Origin of the sequence: Streptomyces sp. NPDC017448, assembly GCF_044330565.1 — a bacterium.
Lineage (GTDB): Bacteria > Actinomycetota > Actinomycetes > Streptomycetales > Streptomycetaceae > Streptomyces.
Genome location: NZ_JBIRLM010000016.1, coordinates 56,823 through 72,826, shown reverse-complemented (window position 1 = coordinate 72,826; position 16,004 = coordinate 56,823). Strand labels below are relative to the sequence as shown.

At 73.4% G+C, this 16,004-nt stretch carries 16 protein-coding genes; 2 read left to right on the top strand and 14 right to left on the bottom strand.

Annotation, left to right across the window (positions count from 1 at the left end):
- Window positions 1-92: 92 nt before the first annotated feature.
- From ACH4K1_RS24160 to ACH4K1_RS24150, 3 genes are all read right to left on the bottom strand, one after another.
- Window positions 93-1,451, bottom strand: a complete 1,359-nt coding sequence (locus ACH4K1_RS24160; RefSeq protein ID WP_398091437.1) for an MFS transporter — start codon at window positions 1,449-1,451, stop codon at window positions 93-95.
- Window positions 1,448-2,113, bottom strand: a complete 666-nt coding sequence (locus ACH4K1_RS24155) for a helix-turn-helix domain-containing protein (RefSeq protein ID WP_398091435.1) — start codon at window positions 2,111-2,113, stop codon at window positions 1,448-1,450. Before ACH4K1_RS24155 ends, ACH4K1_RS24160 begins: the two co-directional genes overlap by 4 nt.
- A 114-nt stretch (window positions 2,114-2,227) precedes the next feature.
- Window positions 2,228-2,797, bottom strand: coding sequence for a PadR family transcriptional regulator (locus ACH4K1_RS24150; protein ID WP_398091433.1), 570 nt, complete (start codon window positions 2,795-2,797; stop codon window positions 2,228-2,230).
- A gap of 177 nt (window positions 2,798-2,974) precedes the next feature.
- Here ACH4K1_RS24150 and ACH4K1_RS24145 point away from each other — a divergent pair, with 177 nt between their 5' ends.
- Window positions 2,975-3,400 (top strand): nuclear transport factor 2 family protein, encoded by a 426-nt coding sequence (locus ACH4K1_RS24145; protein ID WP_398091432.1) that lies wholly within the window; start codon window positions 2,975-2,977, stop codon window positions 3,398-3,400.
- A gap of 25 nt (window positions 3,401-3,425) precedes the next feature.
- Here the strand turns inward: ACH4K1_RS24145 and ACH4K1_RS24140 are convergent, their stop codons facing one another.
- Window positions 3,426-4,295, bottom strand: coding sequence for an ABC transporter substrate-binding protein (locus ACH4K1_RS24140; RefSeq protein ID WP_398091431.1), 870 nt, complete (start codon window positions 4,293-4,295; stop codon window positions 3,426-3,428).
- 342 nt (window positions 4,296-4,637) lie between these two features.
- Complete coding sequence (locus ACH4K1_RS24135) at window positions 4,638-5,228, bottom strand: TetR-like C-terminal domain-containing protein (protein ID WP_398091429.1); 591 nt, start codon at window positions 5,226-5,228, stop codon at window positions 4,638-4,640.
- A 106-nt stretch (window positions 5,229-5,334) separates the two neighbouring features.
- Here ACH4K1_RS24135 and ACH4K1_RS24130 point away from each other — a divergent pair, with 106 nt between their 5' ends.
- Window positions 5,335-6,345: a zinc-binding dehydrogenase gene (locus ACH4K1_RS24130; RefSeq protein ID WP_398091428.1), complete on the top strand. Its 1,011-nt coding sequence runs from the start codon at window positions 5,335-5,337 to the stop codon at window positions 6,343-6,345.
- Here ACH4K1_RS24130 and ACH4K1_RS24125 read toward each other — a convergent pair.
- The 9 genes from ACH4K1_RS24125 to ACH4K1_RS24085 all read right to left on the bottom strand — a co-directional run bounded on the left by ACH4K1_RS24125 (window position 6,329) and on the right by ACH4K1_RS24085 (window position 15,780).
- Window positions 6,329-7,279: a YihY/virulence factor BrkB family protein gene (locus ACH4K1_RS24125; protein WP_398091427.1), complete on the bottom strand. Its 951-nt coding sequence runs from the start codon at window positions 7,277-7,279 to the stop codon at window positions 6,329-6,331. The genes ACH4K1_RS24130 and ACH4K1_RS24125 overlap by 17 nt on opposite strands.
- Window positions 7,280-7,433: 154 nt before the next feature.
- Entirely contained in the window at window positions 7,434-7,751 is a 318-nt protein-coding gene (locus ACH4K1_RS24120) for a cupin (RefSeq protein ID WP_398091426.1), read from the bottom strand.
- 263 nt (window positions 7,752-8,014) lie between these two features.
- A complete protein-coding gene (locus ACH4K1_RS24115; RefSeq protein ID WP_398091425.1) occupies window positions 8,015-9,205 on the bottom strand; it encodes a S8 family peptidase in 1,191 nt (396 codons plus the stop codon).
- 99 nt (window positions 9,206-9,304) lie between these two features.
- Window positions 9,305-10,486, bottom strand: a complete 1,182-nt coding sequence (locus tag ACH4K1_RS24110) for a type III polyketide synthase (RefSeq protein ID WP_398091540.1) — start codon at window positions 10,484-10,486, stop codon at window positions 9,305-9,307.
- A complete protein-coding gene (locus ACH4K1_RS24105) occupies window positions 10,458-11,678 on the bottom strand; it encodes a cytochrome P450 (protein WP_398091423.1) in 1,221 nt (406 codons plus the stop codon). Before ACH4K1_RS24105 ends, ACH4K1_RS24110 begins: the two co-directional genes overlap by 29 nt.
- Before the next feature lie 145 nt (window positions 11,679-11,823).
- Complete coding sequence (locus ACH4K1_RS24100; protein WP_398091421.1) at window positions 11,824-12,663, bottom strand: ABC transporter ATP-binding protein; 840 nt, start codon at window positions 12,661-12,663, stop codon at window positions 11,824-11,826.
- Window positions 12,660-13,712, bottom strand: a complete 1,053-nt coding sequence (locus tag ACH4K1_RS24095) for a FecCD family ABC transporter permease (protein WP_398091420.1) — start codon at window positions 13,710-13,712, stop codon at window positions 12,660-12,662. The genes ACH4K1_RS24100 and ACH4K1_RS24095 overlap by 4 nt, the downstream gene beginning before the upstream one ends.
- Entirely contained in the window at window positions 13,709-14,749 is a 1,041-nt protein-coding gene (locus ACH4K1_RS24090; RefSeq protein ID WP_398091418.1) for a FecCD family ABC transporter permease, read from the bottom strand. The genes ACH4K1_RS24095 and ACH4K1_RS24090 overlap by 4 nt, the downstream gene beginning before the upstream one ends.
- A complete protein-coding gene (locus tag ACH4K1_RS24085; protein ID WP_398091417.1) occupies window positions 14,746-15,780 on the bottom strand; it encodes an iron-siderophore ABC transporter substrate-binding protein in 1,035 nt (344 codons plus the stop codon). The genes ACH4K1_RS24090 and ACH4K1_RS24085 overlap by 4 nt, the downstream gene beginning before the upstream one ends.
- Between the last annotated feature and the right edge of the window lie 224 nt (window positions 15,781-16,004).

The window sequence follows — 16,004 nt, the reverse complement described above, 5'->3', positions numbered from 1 at the left end:
CTCCTCAGGAGTCGGTCCACGCGTGGTGGGCCGGCGGTGTCGAAGGTTCTGCCGGACAGGGTTCCCGCACGTTTCACCGGCGCCGTCGCACCCTACGGGTTGACCGCCGACGCCTCCGTGCGGGGAGCGGCGGCGGGGAGCGGCTTCGCCGGGGCGGCCCGGCGTACCCAGAGGAGGGCGCCGGCCAGCACGGCGGTGGCGGCGAGCAGCCAGGGCAGCGGGCCCGGCGGCAGGGCGCCCGCGCCCAGTCCCGCCCCCGCGGCGACCAGTTGCAGGGAGAGCGACTGGACGGAGAGGGCGGTGGCGCGGCCGGAGGAGTCGACGCGGCGGTGCAGCAGGTCGTTCTCGTTGGGGCCCGCGGCTCCGAGCCCCAGGTACACGAGGCCGTAGCCGGCGACGGCGACCGCCGTGGCGAGGGCGCTCACCGTGTGCGCGGTGATCCCGAGCAGGGTCAGCCCCAGCACCGTGAACGCGAGGCTCACGAGCACCGCGCGCTCGCTGCCGCGGGCGAACCGGGCGACGATCGGGGCGAGTTGGCTGCCGATGGCGGAGCACAGGAATCCCGCGCAGGCGAGCCCGGCGTAGACCAGGGCCCCGGATTCCGCGGTCCCCATGAGGGCGGCGGCCCGGCCCGGGGTGAGCAGTTCGACGGCGGCGAGGGCGGCCCCGGCGGCGCTCGCGGTCAGCAGGATGCGCCGGATCAGGGCGTCGCGGGCGCCGAGCCGGAGACCGGCGGCGATGGCGGCGGGCACGCCGCCCACGACCAGGCGCAGGGTGGTGCGGGGCCGGGGCGGTTCGGGCAGGGAGCTGAGCACGTAGAGCACGAAGACGAGTTCGACCAGCGCGCCGAACAGGGCGGGAACGGAGAGCGGGATCACGAGTCCGCCGGTCGCGCCGGTCAGCCACTCCCCCGCACCGGGGGCGAGTCCGAGCAGCCAGGGCAGTCCGCCGCCGAGCAGGGTTCCGATGGCGAGGGCGGCCGAAGTGGCGGACCCTCCGCGCGCCAGGCCGGTACGCAGGTCGGCGTCGGGTCCGGCGTGGGCGTGGACGGTGTCCACGTACCAGGCTTCGGCGGGTCCGCTGGACAGGGCGCGGGCGAGGCCCATCAGGCCCATGCCGAGGGCGATGGCCCAGCCCGCCGCGCCGAGGCCGATGAGGGTGAAGGCGGTGAGGTTGAGCAGTCCGGCGAGGGCCAGGACGGGGCGTCGCCCGATGACGTCGGACAGCCCGCCGGTGGGCAGTTCCATCGCGGCGGCGGTGAGGGAGTGCACGGCGAAGAAGCCCGCGATGGCGGCGAGGCCCATCCCCCGTTCGGTGAAGAGGAGCACTCCGGGGGCGATGGACATGCCGATGGGGAACCAGAAGAGGAAGGAGACCGCTACGTACCGGCGGCGTGCGGTCGCCTCGTCGAGGCCGCCCCCGGGGGCGGCGAAGGCCGGCCGGCGCGTCATGACGCGTCTCCGGTGGTGGCGTCCGGGCTTCCGGCGTCAGGCCCGGCGGAGGCGTCCGCGCGGTCCCGGGCAGCTTCCGGCTGCGGGGCCAACGGCAGTCCGGCGGTGAAGAGGACGACCCGTTCGGCGCGGGGGTCCCCGGCGTCGCGGGCGCTCAGCTCGTCCGTCTTCGCCCGGAACACCTCCCACAGTTCGGCGAGGGACTCCGGGGTCAGCCGGGGCATCATGTCGCTGATGCCCGAGGGCTCCTGCCACTCCTGAGCCAGCAGACCGCTCTCCAGGTCCGCCTCGTGGCGGTCCAACGACTGCTGGAGGTGCTCGATCTGACGGCGGTGCAGAACGCTGAGGATCGCGCTGCCGCCGGGGCTGCGGCGCATCGCCTCATTGCTCCACGAGGTCATGGCGTGCACGGATTTCCAGCGGCGTTCGCGGCCGTCGCGGTGGTCGGCCTCGGCGACGAACGCGTACTTGGCGAGCACGCGCAGGTGGTAGCTGGTGGAGGCCGAGGACTCCCCCGTCCTCACCGCGAGCTCGCTGGCGGTGGCCGGGCCGTGCTGCCTCAGCAGCCCGAGCAGGGTGAGGCGGAGGGGGTGGGTGAGCGCCTTGAAGGCGGCCCCGTCCTGCGCGGGATCGAGTACGCGACGGCTCTCTTCGCTGTCCATGACCGCAGCGTAGAACAGCCGGAGCACTTTCCCAAAGTATTTTTGCAGAATATTTTTGGGAAAGTTGGCAGACACCCCTTCAGGGGTTGCTCACAGCCCTTGGCCAGAGGCCGGTCAGCCCCCGGAGCGGGCCTTCCGCCGCGCCCGGAGCACCTCCACCACCTCCCGGCACCAGTCGCGGTTGGCACGTTCGAAGTCCCTGCCCCGGCGGCAGGTGAGGTACGGGCCGACGCGCGCCCCGCGCAGCAGGAACTCCGCCTCGTCGGACTCCCCCCGCATCGCGCGCAACTGCGCCTCGAACAGCGCGGCCTTGGCCTCGGCGCAGGCGTACCGTTCGGTGAGCCGGTCGATCAGCACGTCGGTGTCGAGGTGGTCGGCGGCCTGCACCTGGACCAGCAGGTCCTCCCGCAGGAACGAGGGTGCGGCCGTGGTGGACGCGAAGCGCTCCAGTTCGGCCAGCCCCGCCGCGGTGACACAGAACAGCCGCTTGTCGGGACGCCCCTCCTGGGCGACCCGGCGCCCCGACGCCAAACCGTCCCTCTCCAGCTTCGCCAGCTCCGCGTAGACCTGCTGCGGCTTGGCGTGCCAGAAGTTGGCGACGCCCGCCGCGAACGCCTTGGCGAGCTGGTAGCCGCTCAACTCCTCGTCGAGCAGCGCCGCCAGCACCGCATGGCGCAACGCCATCGGATCGCCTCCCTCTCCGTCGGGCCCGGGCGCGCCCTGCCCCTTCCCGCCCGGCCACCCCTGTCCGGAACACCGGCTCACATGATAGTCATGAAACTGACTAGTCAGATTGATGACTGTGCGATGTACCGGCTCCGCCGTGCGCCCACCGAGGACGCACCGCACCGAGGAGGACATATGACCACCGCAGTGGACCGCTTCCGCGCCGCCGTCGATGATCGCGACCTGACCGCCCTGGACGGGCTGTTCACCGAGGACGTCCGGCTCTACAGCCCCGTGAAATTCACCCCGTTCGAGGGCCTCCCGGCGGTGCTGGGCCTCTTCGGCGTCCTGCTGCGCACGTTCGAGGACTTCCGCTACGTCGGCGAGTTCGCGGGCGTCTCGCAGACGAGCGCCGACGGAGCGGAGGCTCCGTCGGCGGTCCTGTTGTTCCGGGCGACGGTGGGCGGCAAGGAGATCCACGGCATCGACCTGCTGCACCTGGACGAGGCGGGCCGGATCAAGGAGTTCACCGTGATGGTCCGGCCCCAGTCCGCCGTCCTGGCGCTGGGGGAGGCGGTGCTCGCCGGCCTGGTCGCGGACGGTCTGGTCCCCGCCCCCTGACGACTCCCCGCGGGGGCGTCCCTACTCAGCTCGTCCGCGCCGCCTCCAGGGCGTCCGCGACCAGGCCCAGGAACCGGGCGTGGTCGCGGGGCCCGTAGAGGGGTTCGGGGTTCCACGGGACGACGGGGGCCGGTGCGGCCTCGCCCCCACGCAACTCCTCCCACGGAGCGGCGTGGGCGCGGACGTCCGCCAGGACCACCTCGGGGCGCAGACCGAAGGTGTCGGCGCGGTCGAGCGTGGCCCAGTTGGCCCCCGGCCCCTCGGGCGGCTCCACGACCCGGACGCCCAGGTCGGTGAGCACCCGCAGCTCGGGCCACATCCCGGGGCGTGCCACATAGGCCCGGTCCGGGCCCGCCGGGGAGAGCGCCAGCACCCTGGGGACGCCCGCGTGCGCGGCGGCGACACCCCGCAACCGCTCCCGGGCGGCGTCGAGTTCCCGGTCCGCGCCCGGCCGGTCCGTCGCGCCGAGCGAACGGACCAGCGCGGCGAACCGTTCGCCGATCTGCCCGAACGTACGGGCCGGGCCGACGTCGAGGACCACCACCGGCACCCGCTCCTCCAGGTGCTTGGCCGTCTCGGGGGTCAGCCCGTAGACGTGGCCGCCGCCGTAGCTGACGGCCACCACGAGGTCCGGCCCGCCGCTCAGCAGCCGCTCGGCGTCCAGGGAGCCGCCCGCACCGGCGTACTCGACCTCGTCCAGCGGCAGGGTGCCGGTCTTCGCCGGGTCGGGGACCGGTCCGTCGTGGTCGGACCCGAAGATTCCCACCGGCCGGACACCCAGGCCCCAGAGGGTGGCGCCCGCCTGGACGTAGGCCAGCACCCGCCCGGGCGGACGGGGCGCCGTCGACTGCTGCCCCCGGTCGTCGGAGAACCGCCATTGGCTCTGTTCCGTCACGTCGCACACGCCCCTCTGCCGCCGTCCGCCGTACCGCTCGTGCGAGTTCGCACACCTGTACCTGCCCACCCCCTTGCGGGCGCACCCCTGCGGCCAGGGAGGAAACAGCGGTCGGGCGGCCCCGCCACGACGCACAGAAATCATCACTAAGTGTTAAAACTTAGTGATCGAACGTCATCAGCCGGTGTCCTGTTCCAGCCCTTTTCCGAAAGGAGTCGACCCCCTGTGCGCGCGGCCTTGAAAACGGCCCCGGCCCCGGGCGTCGGCATACCGCTCCGCACAGGCCCGGCGGGGTCGCCTCCTCGCGGCAAGGGCGTCCCCCCGGGCCGCCCGGGGGGCGCGTCATCCGGTACGGGGGCGCGCGCCGTCCAGCGCCAGATCCACGATCCGGCGCGCGAGCCCCTCCTCCAGCGGTGCGCCGGTCAGCAGGACCCGGGCGAACAGCGGCCCCGCCAGCATCTCGGCCACCAGCCGGGGGTCGGTCTCCGGACCCAGCTCCCCGCGCTCGACCCCGCGCCGCACGATGTCCTCGCCGTGCCGGAGCCGGGCGTCCCAGTAGGGCAGCCGCTCCGCCGCGACGGCCCCCGCGTCGGGGGAGGCGCCGAGCTGGAGCAGGGCCGCGCCCTGCGGCGAGGAGAGGTAGACCGCGACCGCCGACATCAGCTGGACCAGGTCCCGGCGCACGTCCCCCGTGTCGGGTGCGGGCAGCGCGTCGTCGGCGTGCGAGCCGAGGGCGTCCAGCAGCAGGTTCTCGCGGGTCTTCCACCGCCGGTACACGGAGGTCTCGTGCACCCCCGCCGCCCGGGCGACCGCCGCGACCGTGGCACCGGCGAGCCCTTCGGCGGCGAGGAGGTCCACGGTCGCGGCCAGGACGGCCTGCCGCATGGGTTCGCCCCGGCGGCGCAGGGGGGCGGGAGTGTGCTCGGCGCTCATCCGCGCACCGTATCGCAAGCTCACTTGCTTTAGCCGCAGGACCGGCTTACGTTTTAAAGCAAGGCGACTTGCGATAGGCCGCCGATCCGAACCGTAAGGACCCGTCATGGAACGCATGCGCGCCGCGCGTCTCCACCTCTCCAGCCGCTCCCTCGTCGTGGAGGAGGTGGAGAGGCCCGTCCCCGGACCCGGCGAGGTGCTGGTGAAGGTGGAGGCGGCGGGGGTCTGCCTCTCCGACGTGCACCTCGTCGACGGCACGCTGAGTCCGATGTACGCGGAAGGGGACGCGGTCACACTGGGCCACGAGGTGGCCGGGACCGTGGCGGAGACCGGGCCGGACGTCACCGGCTGGTCGCCGGGGGCGCGGGTGGTGCTCCAGGCGGGCGAGCAGCGCCGGGGCCGGACGTACACCCGGGGCGTCGACTACGACGGCGGCTGGGCCGAGTACGCCCTCGCCACCGCGTCCACCCTCGTCGCCCTCCCCGACTCGCTCCCCTTCGAGCAGGCGGCGATCATCCCGGACGCGGTCTCGACGCCGTGGGCGGCGGTGACCGCCACCGGCGACGTGCGGCCGGCGGAGGCGGTGGGCGTCTGGGGCGCGGGCGGTCTCGGCGCGCACGCCGTGCAACTGCTGCGGGCGGTCGGCGCGTACCCGGTCGTCGCGGTGGACCCCGCTCCGGCGGCCCGGCGGCGGGCCCTGGAGTTCGGGGCGGACCTGGCGCTGGACCCCGCCGACCCGCGGTTCCGGGAGAAGGTGCTCGGAGCGAGCGACGGCGTGGGCCTGACGGCCGCCTTCGACTTCGCCGGGGTTCCCCCGGTCCGCGAGCAGGCGCTGACCGTGCTGGCCCCGAAGGGACGGCTGGTGCTGGTGGGGCTGACCGATCAGCCGCTGACGGTCTCCCACGGCACGCTGTTCAGCTACTTCCAGCAGCGGATCCTGGGCCACTACGGCTCGGAGGGCCACCATGTGAGGCAGCTCGTCCGGCTCGCCGAAGGCGGTCGGCTGGACTTCTCCCGGTCCATCACCGACGTTCTGCCGTTGGAGGAGGCGGCGGGGGCGGTGCGGCGGATGGAGACCAAGGAGGGCGACCCGGTCCGGCTCATTCTGCGGCCGTGACGGCCTTCCCCTCCGCTGCCGCGGGCCCCGCCTCCCCCGTCGCGCGCCCCGGGCCCTGCCGTTGGAGCTCGACGTTGAACTGGGCTCCAGCCAGCAGCGAGAGGTTGGCGAACCAGACCCAGATGAGGAAGACGACGAGCCCGGCGAGCGAGCCGTACAGCCTGCTGTAACTGCCGACCTGGGTGGCGTACAGGGCGAACAGCGCCGATGCGGCCAGCCAGCAGACCGCGGCGAGGGCGCCGCCGGGCAGGCCCCGGCGGACACCCCGCGCGGAGCGGGGACCGGTGCTGAAGAGAACCATGATCAGACAGGCGACGAGGAACACCAGCAGCGGCCACTTCATCGCCGCCCAGAGGGTCTCCCCCTCGTGCGGCAGACCGGCGCGGCGGCCGAGCCAGCGGGCCAGCGGGCCCGTCATCACGAGGGCGAAGGCGCTGGTCATCAGCAGCAGGAGCAGGCCGATGGCGGAGACGACGATGATGTGCGCCTGTCGCAGCGGCGGACGGGTGTCCCGGACGCCGTGCATGGCGTGCATCGCCCGGCGGAAGACCGCGAGGTAGCTGCAGGCGGACCACACGGCGCTCACCGACCCGGTCGCGACGAGCAGCCAGACGGCGGAGCGCTGTTCGGTCGCCGCCTCCAGGGGCCTGCGCAGCGCCTCGCCGGACTCGGCGGGGGCGAACGCGGTGATGTCGGCGATCAGAGCGCCGGTCGCGTCGGGGTTGGCCAGGCCGATGACGGACACGGTGGCCAGGAGCGCGGGCAGCAGGGCCAGGATGGCGTAGTACGTCAGGGCCGCGGCCCAGTCGGTGATGTCGTCGTTCCACAGCGAGACCGGCGTGCGGCGCAGGGCGGTGACCCAGCGTCGGTACGGTGCGGTGCGTCCGGCGGCGGGGGCGGTGCTGTCCGCGGCGGACGCGGTCTGGGTGGGCAAGCTGGTACTCCGGGTACGTGGACGGACGCGGCGGGCGGCGCGGCCCGTCCCTCTCCGGACGCGCCGACTCCGCTCGATCCTCTCCTGCCACGCCGGGGCCGGTGCACACCCCTCCCCGTCCGACGCGGCCGCGCGTCACGGACGCCGGGGGCGGTCAGTCGTTGACCGCGGTGAGCAGGACCACCGCGTCCCGGAGCGCCAGCAGCCCGTGCCGCTCCCGCGGGAGCGGGTACAGGACCCCGGCCGGCAGGTCGGCGTCGCCGGAGGCGGCGGTGACGCGGACGCTGCCGCGCAGGACCAGCAGCGAGGCCGCGGGCGGTGCGTTGTGCTCGTCGAGCGCGGTCCCCTCGGTGAGGGCGATCACCGTCTGCCGCAAGGGGGGCTGCTGGAGCAGGAGGTGGGCGCTGCGGCCGTGCGCGGAGGCGCGGGCGGCGGCCAGGTGTTCCTCGGCGAGTGCGTTGAGGTCGTCCATGTGCCCACTGTGCCGCAGCCGTGCCCGCCCCGCGATCCTGGCGGCGGGGCGGCGCCGGTGGGGCCGGTGGGCCGGTGGGGCCGGTGGGGCCGGTGGGGCCGGTGGGGCCGGTGGGGCCGGTGGGCCGGTGGGGCCGGTTCCGGCGGGGCGGGGCGCCGGGTTCCCGGGCGGGGAGCGGGTTCCGCCGCGCGTTCGCCGCTCCCCGGCCCGTGGGCCGGTCCGGCCGGCCGGCGGGCCGGGGAGGGCCGGCGGGCCGACGGACCTCAGAGGCCGCCGGTGAACAGCAGCCGGTCGGGCGAGCCCTGGCCGAGGCCGGAGAGCACGTACGGGGTGGCCGTGTCCGTCAGCCACCGCGCGACGGCGGCGGGCTCGGCGGATGGGTTCTCCTGCTTGTACAGCGCGGCGACGCCCGCGACGTGCGGGCTGGCCATGGAGGTGCCGTTCAGCGAGACGGCGCCGCCGCCGAGCCGGGCCGAGACGATGTCGGCGCCGGGTGCGTACAGCGCGACGCAGGAGCCCCAGTTGCTGAAGGAGGTCTCGCGGTCCTGCCGGTCGCTCGCCCCGACCGCGACCACGCCGTCCGCCGCGGCCGGGGAGACGTCGCAGGCGTCCCGGATGTCGTTACCGGCGGCCACCACGGGGAGCACGCCGGCGGCGGCCACGGACTCCACCGCCGCGTCGACGGATGTCGAACGGGCCCCGCCGAGCGAGGCGTTGAGCACGGCGGGGGTCCTGGTGCGCTCGGCGTCCTGGGCGACCCAGTCGAACCCGGCGAGGATGCCGGCCCAGGTTCCCCGGCCCTCGCAGTCCAGGACGCGTACGTTGACCAGCGAGGCTTCCCGGGCCACGCCGGACGTCCCGCCGCCGACCGTGCCCGCCACGTGCGTGCCGTGCCCGTTGCAGTCCATGCCGTCGCGGCCGTCGCCGACCGCGTCGTACCCCTGCACGACCCGGCCGCCGAACTCGGTGTGCGCGGCGTCGATCCCGGTGTCGACGACGTACGCCTTCACGCCCTTGCCGGTGGCGGTGGCGGTGAAGGCGCCGTCCAGCGGCAGGGCGCGCTGGTCGATGCGGTCGGCGCCCCAGCCGGCGGCGGGGGCGCGGAAGAGGCCGCCGGACCGGGGCTCTCCCACGGTCACCTCGGCGTTCTCCTCGACGGCGAGGACACCGGGGGCGGCCCGTACCGCTTCGAGTTCCGAGGCGGTGAGCGAGGCGGCGAAGCCGTGCAGGACGTTTCCGTACCGGAACAACGGGTCGAGCCCGAGCTCCCGCAGGACGGTGTCCGGGGGGAGCCCGGGCTCCAGGGTGACGATGTACTGCCCGGGTACGGCCCGGGTGGACTGCTCCACCCGGACCCCTTCCGGTCCGCTGTCGGCCGAGGCCGTGGCGGGGGCGCCGATCAGCGGGGCGATCAGCAGCAGGGCGGCCGGGGCCCATCGGGCGGGCAGGCGCATGCGGTCTCCTCGGGGTGGGGGTCCGTTCACGGAGCGAGTGCGTCCGCGAAGCGCGAACACCCGTTCCTTCGTCCCCGGCCGTGGGCCGCCTTAGCGGGTTCAGCCGGACAGCGCAACGCCGCCGACCGGTTCCAGTTCGTGGAGATCGGGCGCGGCGCCGGCCGGGAGGCCGTTCTTCGCCCAACTGCCCACGGCGACCTCGGCGGTGATCCCGGGTCCGAAGCCGGCGATGAGCCCCTGCGCGGCCTCGGCCGCCCCGCCGTCGTCGAAGAGCCGGGCCAACGCGTCGAAGACGACGGAGCTGGCGATGTTGCCGCGTTCGGTGAGGGTGGCCCGGCTGTAGCGGAACATCTCCGGCGGCAGCTCCAGGAAGCGGCAGAGGTCGTCCAGGATCCGCGGCCCTCCGGCGTGGACGATGAAGAAGTCCATGTCCGGGACCGACCAGCCGTGCAGGTCGACCAGGTCCTGGAGGACCGGGGCGAGCATCTCCATGGTGCCGGGAACCCGCTTGTCCAGCAGGAAGTGGAAGCCGGTGTCGCGGACGGCGTAGGAGATCCAGTCCTCGGTCCCGGGGACGAGGTGGGAGCCGTTTCGCTCCAGGCGCATGCCGGTGCCGCCCCGCCCCCGTACGACGGCGGCGGAGAGGGCGTCGCCGAACAGCCCGTTGGAGAGCAGCGAGCCGACGCCGATGTCGGTGGGCTGGTAGCACAGCGAGCAGAACTCGCAGGAGACGATGAGGACGTTGGAGCCGGGGTAGGCCCGGCAGAAGTCGTGTGCGCGGTTGATCGCCGCGCCGCCCGCCGCGCAGCCGAGCTGGGCGATGGGCAGTTGGCGGGTCTCGGACCGGAACCCCATGGTGTTGATGATCCACGCGGTCAGCGAGGGCATCATGAAGCCGGTGCAGGAGACGTAGACGATGAGGTCGATCTCGCCGGGTTCGGTCTCGGCGTGGGCGAGGGCGCGGCGGACGACGTCGGGGACCCGGGCCTTGGCCTCGGTCTCGTAGATCCGGTTGCGCACCTCGAACCCGGGGTGCTTCAGGGTCTCCTGGATGGGCTGCACGAGGTGCCGGGTCTGGACACCGGTGTTCTGGATGAGCCGCAGGACGAGGTCGCGCTGCGGATGCCCGGCATGGGTCTCCCGCGCCAGATCCAGGGTCTGCTGCATCGTGATGACGTGCTCGGGCACAGCGATGGCGGGTCTGCACAGGGTCGCCATGGGTTCTCCTCGGTCTTCGGAGCGGAGCCTCTCGTCACCAGGTGACGGGCAGGGCGAGCGGATAACGCCAGATGGAGGTCGTGTTCCACTCGACGTCCTCGGGCGGCACGTCCAGACGCAGGGCCGGGAAGCGGGTCAGCAGCGTGGAGAAGGCCACTTCCAGTTCCATGGTGGCCAGCGGCGCGCCCAGGCAGTGGTGGGCGCCCCAGCCGAACGTCATGTGGGGGATGGCCGGGCGGTCGGGATCCAGCTCGTCGGGGCGGTCGAACTTGGCGGCGTCCCGGTTCGCCGTCAGGTAGGACACGTGGACCACGTCGCCGGCCTTGATGAGGACACCGCCGAGCTCCACGTCCTCCAGGGCGACGCGCGGGATGCCGACGCCCTTGCGGAAGGGGATGTGGCGCAGCAGCTCCTCCAGGGTGCGGGGCAGCCGCGCCGGTTCGGCCCGGAGGGAGTCCGACAGCTCCGGCCGGGTGAGCAGGGTGTAGGCGATGTTGCCGAGCTGGTAGGTGGTGGTGTCCTGACCGGTGATGAGCAGGACCATCGCCATGACGGCCAGTTCGTCGTCGTCCAGCAGTTCGGCGCCGTCCCGGGCGGTGGCGAGGGTGCTGATGAGGTCCTGGCCCGGGGAGCGGCGCCGGTCGGCGGTCAGTTCCTGGAAGTAGCCGCGCAGCTCCGCCTTGGCCCGTACGGCGTCCTGCTTACCCGCGGCTCCGACGTTCATCATGGTCATGGCGTGGGCGCGGAGCCAGGGGCGGTCGGCCTCGGGGATGTCGAGCGCCTCGCAGATGGTGATCAGCGGCAGCGGCGAGGAGACGCGGGCGACGAAGTCGGCCGGTGGGCCCGCGTCCTCCATCTCGTCCAGCAGCCGGTCGACCACGCGCTGGGTGCCGCCGCGCATCTGCTCGACGCGGCGCGGGGTGAAGCTCTTGGCGACCAGGCTGCGCAGGCGGCTGCTGGCGGGCGGGTCCATGAGGTTGATGGACTCCGCCTGCACGATGGGCTCCGGGGTCATGCGGGGGAAGTCCCGGCCGAGGACGGCACTGCGGCTGAACCGCCGGTCGGTGGTGACCGTGCGGACGTCGTCGTACCGGGTGACCAGCCAGGCCTCGCCCTCTCCGTACGCCATCCGGATGCGGGACACCGGCTCCTCGGTCAGCAATTGCCTGAGCTGGGGGTCGAACTCCAGCCGCTGCGCGTAGTCGAACGGACAGTTCCGTACGGTTTCCTTGTTCTGCACCGAGGTGTGCTCCACCGAGGTTCTCCCAATGACCGCTTCGAGGAAGGGGGGTGCCGGGGCGGGGGCCCGGCACCCGACCTCCCCTGCATCCCCCGTCACCCTTCGAAACATGTCAGTGACAGGGTGCAGTCAGCCGATCAGGGGGCGCGCACTCCGGCGCTCAGCGGGCCGCCTCCGTCGCGGGCTGCGCCCCGGCCGGGTCCAGGACGTGGTGGCGGCCGATCGGGAGCATCAGGGGCCGCCCGGAGACGGGGTCCTCGATGATGCGGCTGTCGAGGTCGAAGACGGCCCGTACGGTCTCCTCCGTCAGCACCTCGGCCGGGGCGCCGGAGGCGTGGAGGCCGCCGCCGGCCAGGGCGATCAGATGGTCCGCGTACCGGGCGGCGAGGTTGAGGTCGTGCAGGACCATCACGATGGTGGTGCCGCGCGAGCGGTTCAGGTCGGTGAGGAGGTCGAGGACCTCGATCTGGTGGCTGGCGTCGAGGAAGGTGGTCGGCTCGTCGAGCAGCAGCAGATCGGTCTGCTGGGCGAGGGCCATCGCGATCCACACGCGCTGGCGCTGGCCGCCGGAGAGCTCGTCCACGGCGCGTTCGGCCAGGGATTCGGTACGGGTGGCCTCCAGGGCGGCGGCCACGGCGGCGTCGTCCTTCTCGTTCCAGCGGGAGAAGACGGACTGGTGGGGGTGGCGGCCGCGGCCGACGAGGTCGGAGACGGTGATGCCTTCGGGGGCGACGGGGGACTGCGGCAGCAGTCCGAGGGTGCGGGCCAGCTCCTTGGCGGGGAGCCGGTGCACCTCCTTGCCGTCCAGGACGACCCGCCCCGCCCTGGGGGCGAGCAGCCGGGACATGGAGCGCAGCAGCGTCGACTTGCCGCAGGCGTTGGCGCCGACGATCACGGTGATCCGGCCGGGCGGTACGGCCAGGTCGAGGGAGTCGACGACGGTCCGGTCGCCGTAGCCGAGGGTGAGTCCTTCGGCGGTCAGTCGGTGGTGCGTGGTCATAGCGAGCCTCCCGCCCGGTTGGTGCGGATGATCAGGTAGACGAGGTAGGGGGCTCCGAGGACGCCGGTGACGACGCCGACCGGGTAGCGCTCGCCGAAGGCGAACTGACCGGTGAAGTCGGCGACGAGGACGAGCAGCGAGCCGACGAGTCCGGCGGGCAGGAGCAGCGAGCCGCCCGCCCCGGTGATCCGGGCGGCGATGGGCCCGGAGAGGAACGCCACGAACGCGATGGGGCCGGCGGCGGCCGTGGCGAAGGCGATGAGCCCGACGGCGGCGACGATCACGGTGATCCGGGTGCGTTCCACCCGTACGCCGAGGGCGGAGGCGGTGTCGTCGCCGAGCTGGAGCGCGGAGAGGTTGCGGGCCTGGCCGAGCAGGAGCGGGGTGAGGACGGCCGCGGCGGCGAGCGCGGGGAGCACCTGTTCCCAGGTGGCTCCGTTGAGGCTGCCGGTCAGCCAGCGCATCGCCTCCTGGAGGTCCCATTCGGCGGCCCGGGACAGCACGTAGGAGGTGATGCTGTCGAGCATCGCGGAGATCCCGATGCCGATGAGGATGAGGCGGGTGCCGACGACGCCGTCCCGGAAGGCCAGGGAGTACACCAGGAGGGCGACGCCGAGTCCGGCGGCGATGGCGAGGACGGAGACCTGCACCTCTCCGAGGGACAGGGTGACGATGGCGATGGCCGCGGCGGCGCTCGCCCCGGAGCTGATGCCGATGATGTCGGGGCTGGCGAGCGGATTGCGGAGCATCGTCTGGAAGGTGACGCCGGCCAGGCCGAAGCTGAATCCGGCGATCAGGGCGAGGGTCGCGCGGGGCAGGCGCAGCCGGCCCACCGTGAACGAAGCGCCGGGCACCTGCTCGCCGAGGATCACCCGGAGCACGTCGCCGGGCGGGTAGGAGGTCCGGCCCGCCATGAGGGTCACGGCGAACGCGGCGACGAGGAGGAGGGCCAGGACCAGGACGACGCGGCGGCGGCGCGAGGCGCCCCGGACACGGCGGCGGGTGGCGGCCTCGACGGAGGCGGGCCGGGTGAGGACAGGGGCGCTCACAGGGCACGTACCTTCTGTCGGCGGACGATGTAGATGAAGAACGGGGCCCCGACGAGGGCCGTGACGATGCCGACGTCGATCTCGGAGGGGCGTGCCGCGATGCGGCCGACGACGTCGGCGGCGGTGAGCAGGACCGCGCCGAGCACGGTCGACAGCGGCAGGAGCCAGCGGTGGTCCACGCCGACGAGGAGCCGGCAGGTGTGCGGGACGACGAGGCCGACGAACCCGATCGGCCCGGCGACGGCGGTGGCCGCTCCGCACAGCAGGACGGCCCCGGCGGCGGCCACGGCGCGTGCCAGGGCGACCCGTTCACCGAGTCCGGCCGCCAACTCGTCGCCCAGGGCGAGGGAGTTCAGGGCGCGGGCGGAGAGCAGGCAGACGGCGAAGCCGACGGCGAGGAACGGCGCGACCTGGCCGACGCGTTCGAAGGAGGCCCCGCCGACGCCGCCGATCTGCCAGAGCTTGAAGCTTCCGGCGATGTCGTTCCGCGGCAGGACGACCGCGCTGACGAGCGAGGCGAACGCGGCCGACGTGGCGGCCCCGGCGAGCGCCAGCTTGAGCGGGGTGGCCCCTCCCCTGCCGAGGGTGCCGACCGTGTAGACGAACAGGGCGGAGAGGGCGGCACCCGCGATGGCGACCCAGATGTAGCCGGTCGGGGAGGTGAGTCCGAAGAACGCGACCCCCGTGACGACGGCGAGGGAGGCCCCCATGTTGACGCCGAGGATGCCCGGGTCGGCCAGCGGGTTGCGGGTGACGCCCTGCATCACCCCTCCGGCGAGGCCGAGCGCGGCGCCGAGGACGACGGCGAGGACCGTACGGGGGATGCGCTTGGCCGCGGCCGCCCGGCCCAGGGTGTCGTCGGATCCGCCGAAGGCCGCGACGACGTCGGACCACGGCACGTCGCGGGAGCCGAGGGCGACGGAGGCCACCATGACGGCGGCCAGGGCGAGCGCGGAGAGCAGGACCCAGAGCAGGCGCACGCCCGCCGGACGCCTGGTGACGGCGTCCGGCGGGGTACGGGTGCCGGGCGTGGTCACTTGACCTTGTCCGCGGCCTTGGCGAGGGCGGCGGCGTAGTCGTCCAGCACGTAAGCGATCGACAGGGGCGTCGGGTTGGCGGCGGTGGCCAGCGGGCTGCCGCTGCCGGGCAGGAAGTAGGTGGAACCGCGCTCGACGGCGGGGATCTTCGAGAGCAGCGGGTCCTCGGTGATCGTCTTCAGCAGCTCACCGGTCTCGTCGCCGTACCCGGTGATGATGTCGACGTCGTCGAACGCGTCGATCTGCTCGGCGCTCTTGGTGAGGGCGAACTTGTCGGTGCCCTCGGACGCCTTCGCCACGGACCCGGGGATCTTCATGCCGAGGTCCTGGAAGAACTGCGTACGGGTGTCGTGGGCGGTGTAGAAACCGACTTGGCTGACGTCGTTCGGGTCCACGTGCGTCATGAACATCGCCGACTTGCCCTTGAGCTGCGGGTACTTGGCGGCGGTCTGGGCTATCTCCCCGTCGAGCTTCTTGATCAGCTTCTCGCCCTCGTCGGCCAGCCCGATCGCCTTGCTGTTCGTCCGGACGATCTCGCGCCACGGCGTCGCCCAGGCGGCGTCCGGGTAGGCGACCACGGGGGCGATCTCGCTGAGGGTCTCGTAGTCCTTCTTGGTCAGACCCGAGTACGCGGCCAGGATGACGTCCGGCTTCGTGTCGGCGACGGCCTCGAAGTCGATGCCGTCCGTCTCGTCGAAGAGCACCGGCGTCTTGGCCTTCAGCTCGTCGAGCCTCTTCTCGACCCAGGGCAGCACGCCGTCGTCGTTGTCGTCGCCGAAGTCGGCCGCGGCCATGCCCACGGGGACGACGCCGAGCGCGAGCGGCACTTCGTGGTTGGCCCAGTTGACGGTCGCCACGCGCTTCGGCTTGGCCGGGATGGTGGTCGTGCCCAGGGCGTGCTCGACGGTCAGGGGGAAGGCGCCGTCGGAGCGGCCCTCGCCCTTGGTCCCGGCGTCGGAGTTCCCGCCGCAGGCGGAGACGCCGACGAGGGCGGCCGCCACGATGAGCAGGCGGAGGCGGTGTGAAGACATGGGTGTGTACCCGGCTTTCCGGATGTCAGGGGTGCCGCTGCTCGCACGTCGGGCGCGGGAAGCACCCGCATGACGCGCGGGGCGACGACTGCGTGAACGACTTAGGTAAGGCTTGCCTTGGAACTTTATGAGAGGGGAACGTATGTCGCAATCAAGCGTTACGGACACCGCATGTCGCGGAACGGACAGGCAGAGGTGCGTCCGCGCGGACGCCGTCCCGCCGC